Here is a 22,666-nt window from a genome sequence, read left to right as displayed (position 1 = left end):
CAGCTTTGCTTGTACCGTTTTTACGGCTGCCTGAAACGCCTTATATTGCGGTCTTCGCTATGGTAATTGGCACTTAGCCGCAATACCACAGGAACCTTGCATGACCCAACCTAGCCAAACCTTTGAGCAACTGGGCCTCAATTCTTTTATTCTTTCTGCCATTAAAAAAATTGGTTACGAAACACCCTCACCCATTCAAGAGCAGGCTATCCCTGTTGTCCTTAAAGGTCGTGATATTCTTGGCCAAGCACAAACAGGAACGGGTAAAACCGCCGCCTTCGCATTACCTATTTTACAAATGGTCGATGCCAGCAACAAAAAACCACAAGTTCTTATCTTAGCACCCACACGCGAACTCGCGATTCAAGTCGCCGAAGCCTTCCAAAGCTTTGCTAAAGACACCAAGGGCTTTCACGTACTACCCGTTTACGGTGGGCAAGGCTACGAACAACAAATTCGCGCACTTAAGCGTGGAGCGCAGGTTATTGTGGGCACCCCTGGTCGCGTAATGGACCATATGCGTAAAGGTACTCTCAACCTCGAATCCCTCACTCACTTAGTACTCGATGAAGCCGATGAAATGCTTCGCATGGGCTTTATTGATGATGTTGAGTGGGTACTAGAGCGCACCCCTCCTAAACGCCAAATTGCACTGTTTTCGGCTACCATGCCAAAAGAAATCGCTCGTGTAGCCAATACTTACCTGCAAAATCCTGCGCATGTCAAAGTAGAATCTAAAACAACTACGGGTGTTAACATTCGCCAACGCTATTGGCCTGTAGGCGGTGTCAGTAAAGTCGACGCCTTAACGCGCATTTTAGAAGCTGAGACATTTGACGCCGTCATTATGTTTGTGCGCACCAAAACCGCTACTGTTGAGCTTGCCGAAAAACTCGAAGCCCGAGGTTATAGTGCCGCTGCACTCAACGGTGATATCTCGCAAAACATTCGCGAGCGTACCGTCGAGCGCTTAAAAAGTGGGAAAGTGGATATCCTTATCGCGACCGATGTTGCTGCACGCGGCCTAGACGTCGACCGAATTAGCCATGTTATCAACTATGACATTCCCTACGACAGTGAAGCTTACGTTCACCGCATCGGCCGCACTGGTCGCGCTGGTCGCTCAGGCGATGCTATTTTGTTTGTTGCTCGTCGCGAAATGCGCATGCTGCGCACTATCGAACGCGCGACAGGCAAAGATATTGAGCAAATGAAATTACCCTCGGTGACTGATATTAATGCTCAGCGTCAAGAGCGCTTTAAGCAGCAGATTCTTGAGACTATTAGCGGTGAAAACCTCGATATTTATACCAATATCCTTAAAGAGCTACAAACCGAAAGCGAAGCCGACCCATTGGTGATGGCTGCAGCCTTAGCAAAGATGGCTCATGGCGAACACCCCCTCTTTTTAGAAGATCGCCCAGAACGCACACCCCGTGAATTTAAGGATCGCGATGATCGCAATGATCGAGGCCGTGACCGCAATGACCGAGGCCGCGACAGGGGCGAGCGCAGCAAGCGCCGTGAGGTGCCTCAGGTACCTATGGAAAGTTACCGCCTAGAAGTAGGCCGCAGTGATGGCGTACGCCCCGGTAATATTGTTGGCGCCATTGCCAATGAAGCTGATATCAGTAGCCAGCATATTCACAATATCCGTATCAACGATAGCTTTAGCACGGTTGAACTACCTGCAGGCATGCCAACGGGCTTACTGAACAAACTACGCGGCGTATGGGTCTGCCAAAAGCAACTGCAAATTAGCCAAATTAAAGAAGTCGGCGGCAGCTCTGATCGAAATGAACGCAATAGCGAAGCTCCTAAAAAGCCACGCGCCAAACGCGTACAAAGTGATAAACCCCGTAAAAGTAAAGAAAGCGTCTCCTTTAAAGCTTCTTAACTCTAAGCTGACTGTGGTAAACCCATAACAGCGGCGCCAACTCTCAGCGCCAAGCCTACACCAAGCCCCGCGTGATACCATCAATACGCGGGGCTTTTTTGCGCCCGTCAATCAAGCACAACGCCTGTACAGCTTATACCTACAACCTTCGGTAAACACACTCGCGGCATATGATGAAAGCGGCATAAAATTGACAGAATCATACGAGCATCACCTGCCCTATTTCTGAACGCCAAAAAAATGCCCTTCAGCTAAACATTCCTGCCTTTTATCACCCAGACTCTCTCTAGTGACTTGATTCATGCTAACTTTGTGTTCTAAAAAAACAAAATAACCAACGATTTAATTACATACCGACCCTTAAGGGGTTAGCACAAGGTTATCTGTCACTATGTACAACATCAAAAGTACCCACGGCTTTACTCTTATTGAGCTTTTAATCACCATTGCTATTGCTGGCATTTTAGCCAGTATTGCCCTGCCTTCTTATAGTAATTATATCGAAAAGAGCCGATTAAGAACTGCCCAGGCTGACACTGTGGCACTCAGCCTTGTACTTGAAAGCGCTTATCAGCGAACACTGAGCTACCCCACACATACCAATATAGATCAAGATGCCATTGAAACCGCTTTTAGCAGCTGGCGAGCAGCTTCAGAGCGCGCCGATATGCTGTTCACACTCACCTCCAGTCATACCCACTACACCATTACTGCAACACCGCAAAAAAATATAATTAGCGACTGTGTTATCCAGCTAAACAATAAAGGAAATAAAACAATGGGAGCCACCTGTAAATATGGCGCCAATTGGCTTTAGCGGCCTCAAAAGACCGCCTGGTTTTTAAGTTAATACCGACATTTTTTATTCTTACGAAGGGTCGCCCTATGCAGACAGTCATGACTTCCAACAAAAATATACTAAGCATTCAAAAACAACATGGTGATTTTTTAATCGAATCGCTTGTTGGCGTTTTATTAATAGGTATTATTGGTGTTGGTATCACTCAAATAGCTGGCAAAATCACACGCAGCCAAGCTGATTTAGCACAGCAAGATTTAATTTTGGCGCAACTTAAAAGCTTAGTCATTAATGGCGACCCCAATCTGATCTGTAACAATGCCTTTATGCCAGTCACCTACAACCCACAAGGCGCAGACAATATTCAATTTGACGGCTCTCAAGCATGCCAAAAGCAATCAACGAAATACAAAACCATTACAGGCATGACGATCGATGGCGAGGCAATATCTGCACCTGCGCCTGTTGTTGTATCTGCCACCATGCCTGTGAAAACACATAACAACGATACGACGCAGTCAGTCGAATTGCGTATGGGCCAACGCACCCATTCGCTTTAGCTTCGGAGGGCTCACAATGACAAACTCATATTGCTTAGCGCCGAAGCAAGATATGTACGCAATACAAAACCAAAAAGGCGTTAGTCTCATTGGTTTGATGATAGGCCTACTCGTCTCTATGGTAGCGGTATTAGGCAGCCTTTCACTTTATACAACACTCACGCAAGTGTCAGTAGATACTGTGCTTGATGCACAGCACAACGGCAATACAGCCACAAGCATGCTACGCATTCAAATGGAAATTCAAGCGGCAGGTTACGGACTTAACAAACCCGATCCTGCGGCATCCCCTACACAATTTCCACATATCGTCACAATACCCAACTCAACAGACTCCATGATTTCGCAAGAAGTACGCTGGAGAACACAACTCAACCCGAGCAGTACACTCGTACAGTGCGCAAGAATCATTGAAAGGCCAGCCTCCCATGCTCATCTAGCCAATCACAATACCGGCGGCGGGCGAGTGGGCAAAGAACTCGTACTGCAAAAAACCGACAGCGCTCGCACCGCAAACTGTACCGCGACAGGTAACCTAAACAATATCACAACAGCCAACTGGAATAACCCAAACACCAGCAACGAGTTATTAGGTGTCTCGGTGATCAATCGCATAGATGCAGCTTATAGCCGCAGCGTCGCGCTAACACATATTTTTGATTTTCAACTATTAGCCAAAGACTGCTCTCCCTTTGGCATGATGCCTACCCAAGCACTTACCAGTCTACGCGTAAGTTATGCCAGCGCAGCCAGTCTTAATAGCGATAGCCTAAATGCCACAGCAGGTAACGGCAATACACAAAGATTGATCGCTTATGAGCTGTGTATTGCAAACCCCGTCAGCTAATAATCTTCTACAGGTTTCTCATGAAAACGACGCTTAAAAAACAACAAGGGATAGCGACTATTGTGATTGTGTTATTGGTCGGCGTGGCGCTAACGGCATCGACTTTAGGTATTGTGCATTCGGTCAAAGCCACCCAACACAAACAAATCAGCTCGCATGCCGTCACTAATGCCCAAGGTGCCGCATGGATGCTCGCCGAGGCGACAAGGCTTTATCTTGTCGGTAAAGATACCGCGACGTTGCACAGTAAAATAGCGCAACCATTGCCCTACACACTCCCCAATGAATACGCACATCTACGCAGCTCAAGCATCACGATCAATCAGGTGAACGACCCTTCAAGCACCGGTGTGGGTATTGATATTGATGTCTCTATTGTGGCTATCGATACAGCTTCTCAAGCGACCAGCATTCTTGATCTCACCTACAATACCCGCCCACCTGTCCCGGGCTCTTGCCCAGCCACCGAGGCACTAGCATTAAGAGGCGACCTGACCAATGAATCGATTGACTCATACCTATCAGGTACTAATACCTCACTGTTTGTCGATGGCTCAATTGGTAACCCTAGCGCCGCTAGCTCCATTCATGGTGTCACTAACATTAAAGCCACTGGCGATATTCACTTACAAGGCACAGGCAATAATGACATTATCGATATTGTAAAAGCTAACGGCGATGTTCGAATCAGCGCCTCTGCCCGAATTATTAATATTCAAGCGGGTAAGGACGTTATTATTGAAGACTACACCAACCCGCACATTGACTACATTTTAGCTATGCGCGATATTAGTTATGGCTCGTCGGCCACCGTGAAAAAGCTGCAAGCGCATAACGATGTCACCATCAATAACGGCAACGTAGAAGAAATTATTTCAGGCAATGACACCCTGATCACACGATACAACACTTTTGTGAATACTGTTTACAGCTACAATAATATCGACTTTAAGCGTAACCTTAAATCCGACAAAGCCACTGCGGTAAATGCGATTACTTGCGGCCAAAACGGTAGGGTCTTTTCGCTATTAGTTGCAGGCCAAGAAATCAATAACTGCAATAATGCCAATAATGCGCAAAACATTGGTAACGGCCCAGCGGTCAAAGCCTCATTGCCGGCTATTGATACCTATACACCCGTTGATGTGCCACCAAGCCTAATTGCCGATGCCGATCAATACCTGCCAGATACCAACTACGCTTTTACTTACGATGCCACTAGCCAAAAAATTAAAGTAAAAGTCAAAAAAGTTCACGGTATCGCCGATGGCGATTATATTTTATTTACCGGCAAGCCTGACGATGGCAATGAGATTAACCTCAACACATTACACGCTGAAGGTGCCGCACCCTCAAAAAATGACCCCACGCTTTGCAACAGCTTCGGGCGCGATGCCAGTAGTGCGTGCATTAAATTTTTACCTAACTTACGCATCACCACTGACACCGACCAACAATTTATACTGAGATTAGCCAATGGTGGCGAACTAACCGCAAACCCAAACTCGGTACCTGACGATCAGCGGACTGTTTTAGCCAAAGACGCCCCCGATGGCATTTGGGTTATTACCACCAATGCTATCGGATTACCGCCTGGCGTGCTGTATTTTGATCGGGATCTACGTATACGCGCAGGCGCAAGCTCTCGCTTTATCAATAGCTTTTTGGCCGCTGGTGATACTCAGGTTACTGGAGCTATGGCATTAGTGGCCCCCGTTCACGCACCGGTAGAGGCGCTATGCGGTAACGAAAACTACACACTCGATATTATTCAAACCGGCGATAAAATCGATGGGACGATACGCACTACCGGTGGAGCGCGCTTTAAAACCACAGATGGCGCTCCATATCCTTATCCAACAGCGTACTGCCAGTCAGCCACCCAAGCCACCGCGACACCCAAAAAAGACTTACCCTTCCCAGGGCATTTTGCCTTCATGATCGGCCAACAAAATGACGCCGATACACCCAAGCCTACGTATCAAGGTGGCGATTTTTATGTTCAGAGTACGCTGGATATCTTTGGTCGCATTGTTGCGGGCAATACTGTAAACCTTATTCAAGGGGCCAATTTTCAATTATTGGGCAACATGTCTTCTGAAGCACGGCGTGAGACAAAAGTAGTCGCTCAAAACTATTTACAAGGCAAAATAAGAATAAACGACGAGCATGTGACTAATAACGGGGGTAACGATCCACAAGCTTGTAACAGTCAACGTGCCAGCACATCAGTACTCTGGTCACGCTATCTATAATACGAAATAGCACGGGTCGAATTGAATAGCGTTTATATTAGAAATACCTCTCTGAAAATGCCGCCCGCTCGCGGCATTTTTTTATGCCTTGGCATAAAGATTAAGCGTCACTATTGAGAAATACCAAACCATAAACACCCAGAAAATAATCCATCAGCACACTACAGGTGAAGCTTATGAGCTGGGCTCAATAGTAACGATTAAACGAGGCTGCCAATCCATTATTCCTCAAGCGATTTAATAAGGGACAAGGAAAAAATACACTATCCAATAATACTTGTTTTCTGCTTCCTCTCCTGCGTTGCTCAAAGCGTTACATGCCCCAGCATGCGCCCCTTCGAGCGCCTTGCCGAGAAAACAGAACGCTACGTCTAATTAGACAAACTATTATTGCCTCGCCCCTAAGGGCGTCACTTTATTACACAGATAAAAAAAGCGGCCACAGCCGCTTTTTACATTTCACTCACTACTGACAACTATTAAGGTAGCTCTTCAAACTCTTCACCTTCAACTTCAACCTTAGGCGGCATTAAGTCTTCGGGGGTGACTTTCATAGCCAACAAAATAACCGATGCGACATAAATAGAAGAATAAGTACCCACACCCACACCAATTAATAGTGCCGTTGCAAAATTGTGAATCATCTCGCCGCCCACAAAAAATAGAGCAAGTAAAACCACAACCGTCGTACCCGATGTCATTAATGTACGACCTAATGTTTGCGTTAATGAATAGTTAATCACTTCTGGTACGGTCATATCGCGTATTATGCGAAAGTTTTCACGCACGCGGTCATACACCACAATAGTATCGTTAAGTGAATAACCGATAACCGCCAAAATGGCCGCCAATACGGTCAAATCAAAGTCTAAACCCAATAAAGAGAATACACCCAACACAATAATAACGTCGTGAACCAGAGCCGCGACAGCGCCTATCGAGAATTTAAATTGAAAGCGTAATGCCACATAAACCATCACAACGCCCAAGGCAAATAGCATTCCTAAGCCGCCGTCGTCACGCAACTCTTCACCGATTTGCGGACCAATAAAAGATGCTTGCTTAATTGTGACATCATATTCACCGCTATTAAGTACCTGACTCACATCCTCGGCCAAGTTGGCCGCGTCACCTTGAATGCGCACCATAATATCGGTGTCTGCACCATAGGCGACAACAACGGCACTCGGGTAGCCCGCTGCCACCAAATCTGAGCGCACCTGCTCAATATTGGGAGCGGTCGCATACTCCAATTCTATCGAGGTGCCGCCAGTAAAATCCAATCCCAAATTGAGCCCTTTAACCGCTAAAGAGCCTATTGAGACAACCAGCAAAACAATGGATGTTATGGCCGCTACTTTGGCATAACGCATAAAATTTAAAACTTTTAAATCACTCATGGTGTGACTTCCTAATCAAGGTGTATCGCCCGCTTTGGTCGGCGCACACTAGTATTAATAAGATGGCTTAGTGACAGCTTCAGGCGATCACTGAACATTAAAGAGGCAGTATTCAATCATCGATGCTAAATCGATAGCTTCTTAATGTCGCGACCACCGTAAATTAAATTAATCACGGCACGTGTTACAACGATAGCGGTAAACATTGAGGTTAAAATACCTATCGACAGTGTTACAGCGAAACCTTTAATAGGTCCAGAGCCAATACCAAACAAGATTAAGGCAACAATTAAAGTGGTGATGTTAGCATCTAAGATGGTGGTAAACGCACGGTCAAAACCTGTACTAATCGCACTTTGCACGGGCATACCGGCCGCTATTTCTTCTTTAATGCGGGAGAAAATAAGCACGTTAGCATCAACAGCCATACCTACGGTCAATACAATACCGGCAAGCCCAGGCAGCGTAAGTGTTGCAAAGGGGCTCATAATTGCAGCCAGTAAGGCCACGTTAAACGCCAGTGCAATATTGGCAGCGACACCGCTCACGCGGTAGTAAGCCAGCATAATCAAAACGACTAAAAACATGCCTAACTGTATAGATAATATCCCGCGCTCAATATTTTCGGCACCCAGTGAGGGGCCAATAGTACGCTCTTCAACAAAAACCATAGGTGCCGCTAACGCACCGGAGCGTAGCAATAATGCTAATTCGCCGGCTTCGTTTTCGCTTAAGCCTGTTGTGCGAAACTCGCGACCCAAAGCACTCTGTACCGTCGCTAAGCTGATAATATTTTTAATCGCAACTTGCTCAACAATTTGCTCTTCAACACCATCAGCATTTGTAACAGTGCGGGTACTGGGGCGGTATTCAATAAATAAAACACCCAAACGGCGGCCCACATTATTCCGTGTCGCACGGTGCATGGCGGCACCGCCATCGGCATCTAATGAAATATTCACTTGTGGCTGGCCTGTTTCTTGATCAAAGCCACGTGTTGCATTCGTCACGCTTTCACCGGTGATGATGGGGCGACGCTCAAGGTATGAGCCACCTGTGCGCGCTTGCATGTCTTCTTGGCGATGATTAAATTTTTGGCGCTGACTAAAACCGGCATCGGGTTTAGCTTCTAAGCGAAACTCGAGGTTTGCGGTTTTACCAATCACCTTTTTAGCGCGCGCTGTGTCTTGTACGCCCGGCAACTCTACAATAATACGGTTACGACCCAAGCGTTGCACCAACGGCTCAGCCACGCCCAATTCGTTAACACGATTGCGCAAAGTACTTAAGTTTTGAATCACGGCAAGATCTTCAATTTCTTTGATGGCCTCTTGCGCTAAATTGGCGCGAACCACAAATTTACCGTTTTCTTCGCTCGACTTACGTTGCATGCGCGGCAACTCATCTTTAATTAAGGTCGCTACTTGTGTTTGCGCCTCTTGTGTTTCGGCGGTAACCACCAAAGCACCTTTATCGATGGCGGTTTTGGTATTAAAAATACGCGCTTTACGAATCGCTTTTTTAATCACCTCTTCACTGTCGTGCAAACGATCATTCACGACTTTAGGCGTATCGACTTCAAGCACAAAATGCACACCACCGGCCAAATCTAAGCCCAAATTCATAGGCTTAGCACCCAAGTCGGCTAGCCACTGCGGTGTATTTTGCGCGCTGTTTAAGGCCACAATGTATAAATCGCCTTGGTTCGTCCCGCGGTTAATCGCCTCTTCGATGGTGCGCTGCGCACTCAACTGATCACCGATCGCGTTTAACCGAATCAAGGCCGAGCCGCCCTCTTCTAAGGCTGCACTTTTATAGCCAATATTGGCATTATCGAGTGCTGTGGTGATTTTTTTAAGGGCTTTTTCATCAACAGTAAAATCAGCAGAGTAGCCACTAATTTGTACGGCAGGGTCGGGGGCATATAAATTGGGCATTGCGTAAACAATACCTAAGCCCAAGACAACCAGTAAAAGCAGGTATTTCCATAAGGGGTAGCGGTTCATGAGTCTATCCAGTGGGTTAATTCTTGTGTTTTAAGGCGCATGGCCACGATAATATTAAAAACGATTATAAAAGCGCCCAGCACTGAGAAAGACCCAAGCCTTTACACAGAATAACGACCTTCATAAAGAGCAACAGCATTCTGGCGTATGATTATAACGGTTTGACACGCAGTATGCTGTTAATGGGGTACAAAGTACTGAGTTCAAGGAATCGAATGCAAGAAGCCGCAACATTTAGCGGTGCAGCTTCTCACTTTAGGCTCACTACGCCTGTGCGCTGGGCGAAGGTGAATCAGTAAAAGCCGGCACCTCTCGACCCTGACGAGCATAAAACTGCGCAACAAATTCCTCGAGGCGATCTTGCCCTATTGCCTCACGCAAATCACTCATCAATTTTTGATAAAAGCGTAAGTTGTGTACCGTATTGAGCTGAGCACCTAATATCTCGTTACACTTATCAAGGTGATGCAAATAACTGCGGCTGAAATTTTTACAGGTATAGCAATCGCACTCGCTATCGAGCGGACTGGTATCGTGGCGATGCTTGGCGTTGCGAATTTTGATCACGCCATCATGCGCAAACAAGTGGCCGTTACGGGCATTGCGCGTTGGCATAACGCAATCAAACATATCAATGCCGCGGCGCACCGCCTCGACAATATCTTCGGGTTTACCAACGCCCATTAAATAGCGCGGCTTATCTTTTGGCATAATGGGGGTTAAATGATGCAACACTCGCATCATGTCTTCTTTAGGTTCGCCAACGCTTAGGCCGCCAATCGCAAAGCCGTCAAAATCGATCTTCGCTAAGCCCTCGAGCGACTCTTTGCGCAAATGCTCATACATACCGCCCTGCACAATACCAAAAAGCGCACTGGGATTGTCGCTATGCGCATCTTTACTGCGCTTGGCCCAGCGCAAAGATAATTCCATAGAGTCACGTGCTTCTTTTTCGCTGGCGGGGTATGGGGTACATTCGTCAAAGATCATAACGATATCACTGCCTAAATCACGCTGTACCTGCATCGCAATTTCGGGGTTTAGCTCCACTTTGCTGCCATCAATGGGGGACTTAAACACAACGCCTTCTTCGGTGATTTTACGCATGGCGCCAAGACTAAACACTTGAAAACCGCCCGAATCCGTGAGAATGGGCTTATCCCATTGCATAAAGTCGTGTAAGTCGCCATGGGCTTTAATGACTTCGGTGCCTGGGCGCAACATTAAATGAAATGTATTTCCCAATAATATATGTGCACCCGTCGCCTCGATATCGGCGGGCGTCATTCCTTTAACAGTACCGTAAGTACCTACCGGCATAAAAGCGGGGGTTTCTACAATACCGCGTGGGAACTTTAAGCGTCCGCGACGTGCACGTGCGTTCTTACTAGGCTCGGTACTGGTGTTATCTAACTCAAATTGCATAAAAGACATTACAAAGGCCCCTGGTCTTTGGCGTTGGGGTTTTTAGTGATCCACATAGCATCACCGTAACTAAAAAAGCGGTACTCATTAGCAACCGCGTGACGATAAGCCTGCTGAACGTGCTCATACCCTGCGAGCGCTGAGATCAGCATAAGCAAGGTCGATTGGGGTAAATGAAAGTTGGTTAATAACGCATCGACAGTTTTAAATTCAAACCCTGGGTAAATAAATATTTCAGTGTCCCCAGTATAAGGTTTGATGTCTCCGCCTAGTGAGGCAGTCTCCAAGCTACGTACACTCGTGGTGCCTACGGCAATAACCCGCTTACCTGCAGCTTTTGCTGCCTTCACCGCTTCGCAGGCAGCGTCATCGACTACCATGTACTCAGCATGCATAGTGTGCTCTTTAATGTTATCAACGCGCACAGGCTGAAACGTACCCGCACCCACATGCAAAGTGACAAACGCAATATTTACACCCTTTGCTTTAATAGCCGCGAGCATATCGTCATCAAAGTGCAGGCCCGCGGTTGGCGCGGCAACAGCACCTTTGTGCTGATTGTAAACTGTTTGATAGCGCTCTTTGTCGCTGTCATCATCTGCACGATCAATATACGGTGGCAAAGGCATGTGGCCAATGCGCTCTAAGACATCAATCGCTGGTTGCTCAGACGGGAAGTCGACCACAAATAAGTCGCCCTCACGGCCAGCTACAGTCACTAAAACATCACCCTCTAAGCGCAATTGCGTACCCGCTTTAGGCGATTTGCTCGAGCGCAAGTGAGCGTGTACACGGGTATCGCTAATCACTCGCTCAACGAGCATTTCTATTTTACCGCCAGTCAGTTTGGCACCAAATACACGCGCAGGAATAACTCGGGTATTATTAAAGACCATTAAATCGCCTGGCTCCAACTTAGCCAACAAGTCAGGAAACTGCTGATCGCTCAGCTCACCTAAAGCGCCATCAAGACACAATAAGCGGCTACCGGTGCGCTTTTGAGCGGGGGCTTTGGCAATCAAATGTGGCGGGAGATCATAATCAAAATCGGATAATTGCATAACTCAACATCAAAGTAGTATCGTCACACCCCACAAACAGGGCAATGTACGAATAAAAAACGCGCAGATTAGCGTAAAACGCAAGCTGTAGCCAGCGGCGGTGCTCTGGTATAGTTTGCGCTTCACACCAAAACACCGTAAATACTAACGCGTCATAGCGATCAGGGCGCTTTTATGGATCCTCAGAGCAGCATAAGAGCAGCTATAAGAGCACCTAAAAAGCGAGCATGTGACACGAGTCATCATTGTCGTACCGCAATGATTTAACCGATGCAGCTATCAAGCGAAGTCGCTATAAAACACAGCGGCTATCATGCAGAGTAGCCTAGCACCTAACACGCTAACAGTACCCAAAGAAGGCTCAGCAGTGGATAACCGTTTTTTAATTATTGCGCGCGTAAGCGATCAATCACATCATGCTACATGGCTCGAAAGCGGACACCCACATTTTGATACTTTTTTAAGTTACAGTGGCGACACGCCTAATACTTACCAAAATGCATGTACTTTTTACGACCAACAAAAAGGCGAGCGCTGGAGCGTGATAGCAACAATCGTCGAGCAATACTGGGAGCTTATTAGTACTTATGAGGCCATTTGGTTTGCGGATGAGACGTTGCTTACCAATGCAACCAATATCAATCGATTATTTGCGCTGTTCAGCGGCCACCAATTAGCGCTAGCTCACCCAGCCTTTACCTTCGACTCGCACCATCACAACGCATTATTTTTACAACACCCTCGCATGCTTATGCGCTTTACCAATGGTGTTGATGCGACAGCGCCCATTATGAGTAGTACGACTCTCGCTCAACTGCACCCGACATTAACCAATCACAATAATACGCGCAGTTTGGCGCAGCAATGGGTGGCGCAGCTCGATAATTCTGGACACAATACAATTGCCATCATTGATGGGGCACCGGTTAGCGCAAGCCAACCTATTACCGTTAATAAGCCTGAGGTCACTCATCGTACCCGTAACACAGTCTCGCCACTCAAAATTTACAGCACACTTAAAATCAGCAATAGCCAAGGAAACTTTCAAGCCTACCTACGCGCGCAATGGCACAAGGTTATACTGAACCTCCGCGCGCAACTGACGCGAGGCTAGGTCTCAACCTATAAGCAATAACGCCCACAATGTCAGTGCCGTGGCGCATTAAAGCGCTCCAAACAACCCAGCAAAACAATACTCGTGCAATGATTGCACGATGCCGATTTTTTAAGGTTTACCCATGTCTTTACGTCATTCATATACGGCTAGCCTCGCGCGACACCGTCAACTCTTCGCTACGCTAGACGCTCATGCAGATGCACTGATTAGCGTTTTTGAGCAATGCCAAGCAGCAGTCAATGCCGGTGGCAAAATTTTATTTTTTGGCAATGGCGGTAGCGCAGCAGACAGTCAACATTTGGCCGCCGAATTGATGGTACGCTATAAGGCTGAGCGCGCGCCCATTCGCGCGATTGCATTAACCACGGATACCTCTATTCTCACCGCACACAGCAATGATTATTCCTTTGATTCTGTCTTTGAACGACAAATTTTAGGCCTAGCAGACTCTAAAGATGTAGTCATTGGCTTAAGTACTTCAGGTAATAGCCCTAATGTTAATTTAGGCCTACAAGCGGCCAACACTCTCGGCGCGTATTCCATTGCCTTTACCGGCCGCGATGGGGGTAAAGCCAAAGACATCGCACACTTAAGCCTTATTATCGACTGTGATGAAACGGCTCGCATTCAAGAGGCTCATTTATTTATGGGCCACTGGCTCTGCGAAGCCTTTGATCAAGCGCTGTAATAAAAAACAGATCAACAGAACAGTATTTTTAGCCCGAGAAACCTCATGGATATTTCTGTATTTAACCGCTTTAACCACGCCCGCATTTTAGTGGTGGGCGATATTATGCTTGATCATTATATGCTCGGCGATGCACAGCGCATCTCGCCCGAAGCACCGGTACCGATTATTAAAGTCAACCATCAAGATAGCAAGCTCGGTGGCGCAGCCAATGTTGCACGTAATATTCGCTACCTTGATGCGCATGTTGGCTTACTCGGTGTCATAGGCAATGATGATAATGGCACACGCGTTACCCAACAACTCGCCGAAGAAGGTATTGCCGCGCATCTTATACCGTGCAACAAACCCACAATCACCAAATTACGCGTCATTAGTCGCAATCAACAAGTGGTGCGCTTAGATTTTGAAACGCCCTTTGAGCACAGTGATACTAAGACCTTACAACAACAGCTCGAAACACTGCTGCCGCACTATGATTTAGTTGTTTTTTCTGATTACAATAAAGGCACTTTACAACACGTCTCACAATTAATTGCCTGCGCCAAAAAAGCGGGTAAAACTGTATTAATTGACCCCAAGCAACTCGATTTTAGCTTATACAGCGGCGCCGATCTTATTACCCCCAATCTCAGCGAATTTTTATTAGCCGGTGGCGATAACGCTAATGAATACACGATCGCCAGCAGTGCGCGTGCCCTGCTCAAGCAATGCAATATCGACCGCATGCTACTCACACGCAGTGAGCAGGGAATGTCCGTTATTACTCCCAACGATAAAACAGACTTTCCCGCGAAAGTCCGTGAGGTGAGTGATGTCACCGGTGCAGGCGATACTGTCATTGCAACCATGGCGGTTATGTTAGCACTCGGGCAAAGCGATGAAACCGCAGCCGAAGTGGCCAACTTGGCCGCCGGTATTGTGGTCACTAAACTCGGCGCCGAGGTGGTCACCCCTGAAGAGCTTGCAGGCGCAGTGAATGAGCAACTGTTACATCAAGGCCAGCACTACCAATGCCCAGAGGATCAAGTGCTAAGGCATATTGCGCTGGCCCGTCGCGCCGGTGAAAAACTCGTTTTCACCAATGGTTGCTTTGATATTTTACATGCTGGCCATATTAGTTATTTAGAAAAGGCTAAATCCTTAGGGCAGCGCTTAATTATTGGGTTAAATAGCGACGCGAGTATTCGGCGTTTAAAAGGGCCAAGTCGCCCTATCAATACGTTAGAGCATCGCATGACACTGTTAACCGCTTTAAAAGCCGTTGACTGGGTAATACCTTTTAATGAGGACACGCCGCTGAACTTAATTCATGCCATTAAACCCGACGTTTTAGTCAAAGGCGGCGATTATCGTATTGAAACCATTGTAGGCGCCGACGAAGTTTTGCAGCACGGTGGCGATGTGACAATTATTGATTTTATTAATGACTGCTCAACGACTAAAACGATTGAAAAGATTCGCAACAACCCCTCATAGCCATAATCTCATCACGGTCATAATCTCATCACGGTCATAAACGTTTATAACCATGGCCGCTTACAACAGCAGCTAAACGCTGAAAGACACAAAAAAGCCGCTGAAATAGCGGCTTTTTTGTGTCTAACTAATGTGCTTATCATTGATCCAGTACGGCGCGAATATACACTGTAATATCTTTAGAGCATTGATCTCCACAGCTTTGCGGGTCGCTTGGCGGCATCGCATCACGATTATATTTAAAGAGCTTATCACTATCATCGAGGCTATCATTATTGCGCTCGGCATTCGTAAGCGGAATAATACCACGTCGGCGGCCATCGTTATTATGGCAGCCAGCACAATACGTTGCGTACTGCTTTTTACCTGCCGCTATTTGCACCTGTAATAGCTCTTGCTCGGTCAACTTGCTTTCTAAATCTTTAATGTAGCTAATGACATCTGCCGCGCACTGACCGGAACATTTTTCAGCATAGCCTTCAGGATAGCCTGTAGGCCCATAGGGCATCCCCAAGTCAATCAAGCTCCATAGGCTTACCTTGGCATAAAAATAAAACGTTGATAAAGCATAGTCGTCACCGCTGCGCACAGGGAATAAAACCACATCTTCATCCCCCCCTAAACCGTCATTACCGTGGCATTTCGCACAATGCAGTTCAAACTCCACTTTACCCGTTTGAATATCACCAGCGCTTAATGTGTTTTTTTCTTGTGCCGCTGCGGTCAGACCTTCTTTCATGTATGAAGCCACATTTTTAGCGCATTGATCGGCACAAGCTGAAACATAACCATCAGGCATTAATTCATCAATCAAAGAAAACAAAGAGTAACTTTTGCCATTTTTGGTATAACTGGCTTTGAGTGGCATAATCGCTTTTGCGCGGCTGGTCCCTTCACCAAACTGACCGTGACACTCGAGGCAATTTTGAAAATATTGAACTTGACCGCGCGCAGGATCTCCTGCTGCAGTATCGGCATCGTTGGTGATTGTTAATTGGCGCTCTACATGTGCTTTACCGCCTTTATCATCAACAGCAGTCAGCCTTAAAGTGTACTCGCCTGTCGGGATATCTTTAAGTTCAGCATTGCGCGTTGCAAACCACTCGTAAGGCATGGTCTTATCAGGCGCGCCAATATCTATGCCGTTGATACTCAAAATTACCTCGGCAATTTGACCATCGCTATCACTCGCGTCGGCAATCACGTCAATCTGCGCACCTGCCGCCAATACCAAGGCATTTGCAGGGCTCACAAAATCGACCACAGGGAAATCATTAGGCTCCGATACCGTCACGCTAATTTGCGCCTCCGCAGTATCACCACGATTGTCTGTCACAACCACTTTTAATGTGTAAAGGCCTTCCTCTAATTGATTAAGTGCTGGTAATAAGCGCGCAGGCCACTCAAAAGGCGCTTGTGTGATTTCAGCCACTTGCTGACTATTCACATATAATATCGCGCTGATAATATCACCATCGACATCGGCCGCATTGACACGTACATCCAGGCTCGATTGATGGGGCAATAAGTCATCGGCCATAGGGTTCACAAACGTCACGGTGGGCAACACATTCTGGGACGGGTCAACGGTAATTGTGCGCTCAACAACGGTGCTAGCGCCCGCCTCATCCGTGGCCTCTATTGTTAGGGCATGCTCACCGACGCTCAAAGACTCAATAAGACTCGCAGGCCAGCGATAAGGTGATCCCGTTAGCATCGCTTGTTTTTGACCATTAATAGACAGCGTCACGCTCGATACATTATCTTCGCTATCGACCACATTCGCTTCGATCATCACCGCAGCAAGGCCATCAATCACCGTATAATTGGCCTCGGGGCTCACCCAGTTGACAGTAGGTGCCGTATTACTTATCACCGAACTGCTTTGGGCCAGACTACTTGATACACTACTGCTAGGAGTACTGCTTATAGGAGTACTACTTATGGCAACACTACTTGTGGCAACGCTACTGTGATCAATACTGCTAGCAGGGCTCGACGATGACGTACTCGGCGCATTGAGCACAGGGTCTTTACCTACGCAAGCGCCCAACAATACCGCCAACAAGGATCCATATACTGCCAATTTCATATTCATAAGTCTAAGCGCCCAAAAGTCGCAATCAAGAAATCACTGTGTTACCCAAAAAGGGGCTTTAATTAGAAAAAAGTGTGCGTAATACTAAGGAGCAACGCTAGGCCCCAAACAAGCGCACTAGAATAGGCTAACAGATCACAATAATCGCCATACGATTTAACATATCAAAACAATAAAGTGCTACTTGGTGCTCATTTTTACGATTACATCTGGGTGAAAGCTTCCAATATATAGTCCTGCACCCACTGAGCCCTCCTGTATTTTATGTCGTGCGCTTAACCGCCTTGAGTTGATCATAGGCCGCTTTAACCAGCAAAAACTGTTCAGGGTCGCCACCTTTATCGGGGTGATGCTTAGCAGCAAGCTGGCGATAGGCTCTTTGAATAACCTCCCACCTCGCATCTGGCTCCACCCCTAATACCGCATAAGCGCTATCGGCTGCGACAAAAGCCTCATAGCGCCGCCAAAAACCCGCCAACAATCGATAAACTGAAGCTTGCGTGGCTTTTTCAAGCACACTAAGGTCACCATAAAAATCAGCAATTGCCTGATCGGCTAAAGGGATGGCGACCGCCGCCGTGTGTGAAGAGGGGGTGACGCAATACACTACGGTTATTCGCATCAAACCAAACTCTAACCGGCATCCATTAGTCCGCCAATATTGTTGACTTTGGTACAAGCCACGCCGCGTTAAAAAATGCTTAGCAAATAAAGCTAAACTCGCCGACACAGAGTCTAAGCCTGCCCAGCAGCCTTGTGTATCAAGCCACTGAATCAGTGCATACTCTTCAAATTCAGTATGATCGCCCGATAAGCCACCCGCAACCCGCTCGACCAGTACAGACTGCATATGCTGTTGCAGCAAAAGGGCGATCGAATCATGCTGAGATATTTGTAACCATTGAGTGAGAGGCATAAGTATTAACGGCGACGATTGTGAATTTAAGTCTGTGACTGTTGCGCTTTAATTAATGCTTTAAGCTCTGCCAACTCCGAGCGAATGGCATGCAACTGATTAGTCTTTTCTTGCTCCAGTTCATTGGCCTTACTTTTCGCCAGCCTACCACGTTCCTCCTCTAATACATTGACCACGATACCAATCACCATATTTAAAAAAGCAAAAGCTGTAAAAAAAATAAACGACAAATAAAACACCCAACTAAATGGGTAGCTCACTTGCGTTTCATACATAACGTCAGTCCAGTCTTCAAAGGTCATCACCCTAAATAAAGTTAACATGCTAATAGCAATATCACCCCAAAGCTGAGGGTTTATCGTGGCAAAAAAAGTACTCCCAACTGCCGCATAAATATAAAAAATAATGAACATTAACAGCATAACGTAACTTAACTGAGGCAATGCTTTTAGCAAAGAATTAAGTAATACTCGTAGCTCTGGAATGATTGATATCATTCGGAGCACCCTAAATATACGAATGAGACGGCCAACAATAGCCAGCTCACTGTCATCAATAGGGATCAGGCTAACCGCAACAATAGTCGCATCAAAAATATTCCAACCATTTTTAAAAAAGTCTTTTTTGGACGGCTCGCCCAAAAACCGTATTATCAGCTCAACCAAGAAAATAAAGGTAATCAGCCAATCAAGCACAATCACTAATTGATTGACAAACGGTGGTATTGCGTAGGTTTTTACACCAATAACCACGGCCGAAAAGACAATAATACTAATTACAAACCATTCAAAAATTTTATTATGGCGAATACGAAAAAATAAATTATGGCTAGGGTGCGCCGTTACTTCACTCATAAAGATATATCAATTATTAGGTATAAAAAAGGCCGGTCAGCGATAGCTACCGGCCCAGGTTAAAAATGCACGACGCTATTCAAAGCGCCAAGTGGTACCCGCTTTAGCGTCTTCTAGAACAACGCCTTGCGCTTGTAATAAATCACGTATTTCATCAGAGCGTGCCCAGTTTTTGCTGGCCCTCGCCTCTAAACGCTCGGCAATAAGCGCCTCAATTTCATCGGCTGTAATACCCGCGCTCACACTGGATTTAAACCACTCTTCCGGATCTTGCTGTAACAACCCCATGAGGTTGCCAACCGCTAATAATTCACCTTTGACTAAGGCCAAATCCTCATCGCCTTCTTTATTAAGCCGTTTGGCGAGTTGATGTAATTCACTAATCGCTTGCGGGCTATTCAAATCATCCAATAATGCTTGATACGCCGCGCTTTGGCTAAGCTCAATGCAGGATTCTTCAAGTGCCTCAACTTTACGTAATGCACCGTAAATACCATCCAAGCTGGCAGCTGATTGGTCGAGTAAATCAACCGAAAAATCAAGCTCGCTGCGATACTGCGCCGATAATAAAGCAAAGCGAATCACTTCACCTTTATAGCGGCCTAATAAATCACGTACGGTTTTAAAGTTGCCTAAGCTTTTTGACATCTTCTCGCCGCCAATATTAATGTAACCATTGTGCATCCAGTATTTCACATACTGCTCACCACCATGGGCACATTCGCTTTGGGCCACTTCGTTTTCATGATGCGGAAAAATCAAATCGCGACCGCCGCCGTGCACATCAATGGTATTGCCTAAATGCTTTTCGATCATCGCCGAGCACTCTATATGCCAGCCTGGACGGCCGCGCCCCCAAGGGCTATCCCAGCCGGGTTCACCCTCGCTCGAAGGTTTCCACAATACAAAATCGCCGGCATACTTTTTATAGCTCGCCACTTCTACGCGCGCGCCTTCGAGCATAGCATCAATACCTTGATTACTTAACTTGCCGTAATCAGGCATTGATTTAACATCAAAAAGTACGTGGCCTTGCGCCGAATAAGCATGGTTTTTATCCACTAATTCAGCAATCATGGCAATCATATCGGGCACGTGATGGGTGGCATACGGCACGATGGTAGGCTGTAAATTATTGAGCGCAGCCATGTCTTTTTCAAACTCGCTCGCATAGCGTGCCGTTAGCTCGGCAATGGTTTCGCCACTTTGGCCTGCCGCTTTCATAATCTTATCGTCAATATCGGTAATATTGCGCGCGTAGGTCACTTTAGGGTATTGGCTTTGCAGTACTCTAAATAATGTGTCAAACACAACAACCGGCCGAGCATTACCGATATGGACAAAATTGTAGACCGTTGGCCCACAGACATACATTTTTACATTATTAGCATCTATTGGGCTAAAGGCTTCTTTAGTGCGGGTTTGTGTGTTGTAAACCACTAAACTCATGGGAGTTCCCTTTATGTATTATTGCTTGATTAAACATACCTAAATCGCGCACTGTAACGTGCGCCGCTGGCGCTTTTATTGACTACGCCTATTTATCAACCCAAGTATCACGCAAACCAATCGTGCGGTTAAACACTAAGGTTGGCGCTTGGCTATCACGGCAAAAATACCCTTCGCGCTCAAACTGGTAAGTGGTTCCGACTTCAGCGTTGAGCAAACCTTTTTCGCCTACAGCACAATCAACTGTCGTTAAGCTGTGTGGGTTAATGCTGTCTAAAAAGTTTTTATCACCGCTGTCAGGGGCAGCATCCGTAAAGAGCCTGTCATATAAACGCACTTCAAATTTTGCGCAATCATGGGCGGCAACCCACTGAATAACCCCTTTCGCTTTAATGCCGTCTTCTGGATTTTTGCCGACGGTACCTTCGATAATGCGCGCCTCAACGGCAATAATCTCACCTTGATCATTTTTAATCGCTTTATCCGCTTCAATGATATACGCACTGCGTAAGCGCACACGCTTACCCAATACTAAGCGCTTATACTTTTTGTTGGCCTCTTCTCGGAAGTCATCTTGATCAATATATACTTCACGCCCAAAGGGCAATTGACGAGCAGGCAAATCATCGTGATTAGGATGACCCGGCGCCTCGAGCAACTCGGTTTTGTCGTCAGGGTAATTGGTTAAAATAACCTTCAATGGCTTCAATACACACATGGCGCGTGGCGAGTTTTTATCTAAGTCATCGCGAATGGCATGCTCAAGCATGGCAACATCCACCACCCCGTCGCTTTTGGTAACGCCAATCATTTCACAAAATTTACGCAGCGCTGCTGGGGTATAACCTCGACGGCGGTAACCGGCGATAGTAGGCATACGCGGATCGGTCCATCCGTCAACATACCCTTCATCGACGAGTTGCTTTAGTTTACGCTTACTAGTGACCGAATAATTTAAATTTAAACGACCAAATTCATACTGCTTGGGCTTACTCGGTACCGGTAGATGCTCCAAAAGCCATTCATATAAAGGGCGATGATCGGCAAACTCTAGGGTACAAATTGAATGAGTCACCCCCTCAATGGCATCTTCTTGCCCATGCGCAAAGTCGTAGTTAGGGTAAATACACCACTTATCGCCCGTTTGATGATGTGATTGCTTACGAATACGGTACAAAATGGGGTCGCGCATATTGATATTACCGCTGCTCATATCAATTTTTGCACGCAGTACACAGGCGCCTTCGTCAAAGTCGCCGTTTTTCATTTGTTCAAATAACGCGAGATTTTCCTCAGCAGTACGCTCGCGATAGGGCGAGTTTTTACCGGGTTCTTTTAAGGTGCCGCGATAAGCGCGCGCTTCATCGGAAGATAAATCACAGACATAAGCATCGCCTTGCTTAATAAGTTGGCAAGCCCACTCAAAAAGCGTATCAAAGTAACTCGATGCATAACGCACATCGCCCGCCCAGCTATACCCCAACCACCGCACATCTTCTTTAATGGCATCGATGTATTGCTGCTCTTCTTTAGCAGGGTTGGTATCATCAAAGCGTAGGTTGCACTCGCCACCTAGCGCCTCCGCAAGGCCAAAATTCAAACAAATCGACTTTGCATGGCCTATGTGTAAATAACCATTAGGCTCCGGCGGGAAGCGTGTCACTATTTTAACGTGCTTGCCGCTATCGAGGTCAGCTTGGAGTATTTGTTGTAAAAAATTCGTAGGTTTGGCCGCTTCAGTCATATCTCGCCTGTTTAAATGCGTAATAAATAGCCTGTAAGGTTCCGGTTTACAAGCAAAACGCGTATTATAGC

At 46.5% G+C, this 22,666-nt stretch carries 17 protein-coding genes; 8 read left to right on the top strand and 9 right to left on the bottom strand.

Annotated elements, in window-relative coordinates:
* The first annotated feature begins 100 nt into the window (after positions 1–100).
* The 5 genes from AC438_RS05920 (at position 101) to AC438_RS05900 (ending at position 6,358) form a co-directional block, all read left to right on the top strand.
* Positions 101–1,897, top strand: coding sequence for a DEAD/DEAH box helicase (locus AC438_RS05920; RefSeq protein WP_053980324.1), 1,797 nt, complete (start codon positions 101–103; stop codon positions 1,895–1,897).
* Between the two features lie 391 nt (positions 1,898–2,288).
* Complete coding sequence (locus AC438_RS05915) at positions 2,289–2,714, top strand: type IV pilin protein (protein ID WP_053980323.1); 426 nt, start codon at positions 2,289–2,291, stop codon at positions 2,712–2,714.
* A 68-nt stretch (positions 2,715–2,782) separates the two neighbouring features.
* A complete protein-coding gene (locus tag AC438_RS05910) occupies positions 2,783–3,256 on the top strand; it encodes a hypothetical protein (RefSeq protein ID WP_156317007.1) in 474 nt (157 codons plus the stop codon).
* 16 nt (positions 3,257–3,272) lie between these two features.
* Complete coding sequence (locus AC438_RS05905; RefSeq protein ID WP_053980321.1) at positions 3,273–4,103, top strand: PilW family protein; 831 nt, start codon at positions 3,273–3,275, stop codon at positions 4,101–4,103.
* Between the two features lie 20 nt (positions 4,104–4,123).
* On the top strand, positions 4,124–6,358 hold the full coding sequence (locus AC438_RS05900; RefSeq protein WP_053980320.1) for a hypothetical protein: 2,235 nt from the start codon (positions 4,124–4,126) through the stop codon (positions 6,356–6,358).
* Between the two features lie 479 nt (positions 6,359–6,837).
* On the opposite strand, the gene secF is transcribed toward AC438_RS05900, so the two are convergent.
* From secF to queA, 4 genes are all read right to left on the bottom strand, one after another.
* A complete protein-coding gene (gene secF, locus AC438_RS05895) occupies positions 6,838–7,758 on the bottom strand; it encodes a protein translocase subunit SecF (protein WP_053980319.1) in 921 nt (306 codons plus the stop codon).
* 125 nt (positions 7,759–7,883) lie between these two features.
* Entirely contained in the window at positions 7,884–9,764 is a 1,881-nt protein-coding gene (gene secD / locus AC438_RS05890; RefSeq protein ID WP_053980318.1) for a protein translocase subunit SecD, read from the bottom strand.
* Positions 9,765–10,028: 264 nt separating this feature from the next.
* Positions 10,029–11,189 (bottom strand): tRNA guanosine(34) transglycosylase Tgt, encoded by a 1,161-nt coding sequence (gene tgt, locus AC438_RS05885; protein ID WP_053980337.1) that lies wholly within the window; start codon positions 11,187–11,189, stop codon positions 10,029–10,031.
* Positions 11,190–11,197: 8 nt separating this feature from the next.
* On the bottom strand, positions 11,198–12,250 hold the full coding sequence (gene queA / locus AC438_RS05880; RefSeq protein WP_053980317.1) for a tRNA preQ1(34) S-adenosylmethionine ribosyltransferase-isomerase QueA: 1,053 nt from the start codon (positions 12,248–12,250) through the stop codon (positions 11,198–11,200).
* A gap of 313 nt (positions 12,251–12,563) precedes the next feature.
* On the opposite strand from queA, the gene AC438_RS05875 reads away from it, so the two are divergent.
* From AC438_RS05875 to hldE, 3 genes are all read left to right on the top strand, one after another.
* Positions 12,564–13,364 carry a hypothetical protein gene (locus AC438_RS05875; protein ID WP_053980316.1) on the top strand — a complete coding sequence of 267 codons (801 nt, stop codon included), beginning with the start codon at positions 12,564–12,566 and terminating at the stop codon, positions 13,362–13,364.
* Positions 13,365–13,488: 124 nt separating this feature from the next.
* Positions 13,489–14,055, top strand: a complete 567-nt coding sequence (locus AC438_RS05870) for a D-sedoheptulose-7-phosphate isomerase (RefSeq protein WP_053980315.1) — start codon at positions 13,489–13,491, stop codon at positions 14,053–14,055.
* 45 nt (positions 14,056–14,100) lie between these two features.
* Complete coding sequence (gene hldE / locus AC438_RS05865; protein ID WP_053980314.1) at positions 14,101–15,534, top strand: bifunctional D-glycero-beta-D-manno-heptose-7-phosphate kinase/D-glycero-beta-D-manno-heptose 1-phosphate adenylyltransferase HldE; 1,434 nt, start codon at positions 14,101–14,103, stop codon at positions 15,532–15,534.
* Positions 15,535–15,673: 139 nt separating this feature from the next.
* Here hldE and AC438_RS05860 read toward each other — a convergent pair whose 3' ends face one another.
* The 5 genes from AC438_RS05860 to AC438_RS05840 form a co-directional block, all read right to left on the bottom strand.
* On the bottom strand, positions 15,674–17,632 hold the full coding sequence (locus AC438_RS05860; protein ID WP_082353994.1) for an Ig-like domain-containing protein: 1,959 nt from the start codon (positions 17,630–17,632) through the stop codon (positions 15,674–15,676).
* 262 nt (positions 17,633–17,894) lie between these two features.
* Complete coding sequence (locus AC438_RS05855) at positions 17,895–18,548, bottom strand: DNA-J related domain-containing protein (RefSeq protein WP_053980312.1); 654 nt, start codon at positions 18,546–18,548, stop codon at positions 17,895–17,897.
* Between the two features lie 26 nt (positions 18,549–18,574).
* Positions 18,575–19,402, bottom strand: a complete 828-nt coding sequence (locus AC438_RS05850; protein ID WP_053980311.1) for an ion transporter — start codon at positions 19,400–19,402, stop codon at positions 18,575–18,577.
* A gap of 75 nt (positions 19,403–19,477) precedes the next feature.
* A complete protein-coding gene (cysS, locus tag AC438_RS05845) occupies positions 19,478–20,851 on the bottom strand; it encodes a cysteine--tRNA ligase (protein WP_053980310.1) in 1,374 nt (457 codons plus the stop codon).
* An 88-nt stretch (positions 20,852–20,939) separates the two neighbouring features.
* The gene (locus AC438_RS05840) at positions 20,940–22,595 is read right to left on the bottom strand and encodes a glutamine--tRNA ligase/YqeY domain fusion protein (protein ID WP_053980309.1); all 1,656 of its coding nucleotides are present in this window, start codon (positions 22,593–22,595) and stop codon (positions 20,940–20,942) included.
* Between the last annotated feature and the right edge of the window lie 71 nt (positions 22,596–22,666).

This window comes from Marinagarivorans algicola (assembly GCF_001292705.1).
GTDB lineage: Bacteria > Pseudomonadota > Gammaproteobacteria > Pseudomonadales > Cellvibrionaceae > Marinagarivorans > Marinagarivorans algicola.
Note: the sequence above shows the minus strand (reverse complement) of the source record. Positions and strands in the feature narration are given on the sequence as shown.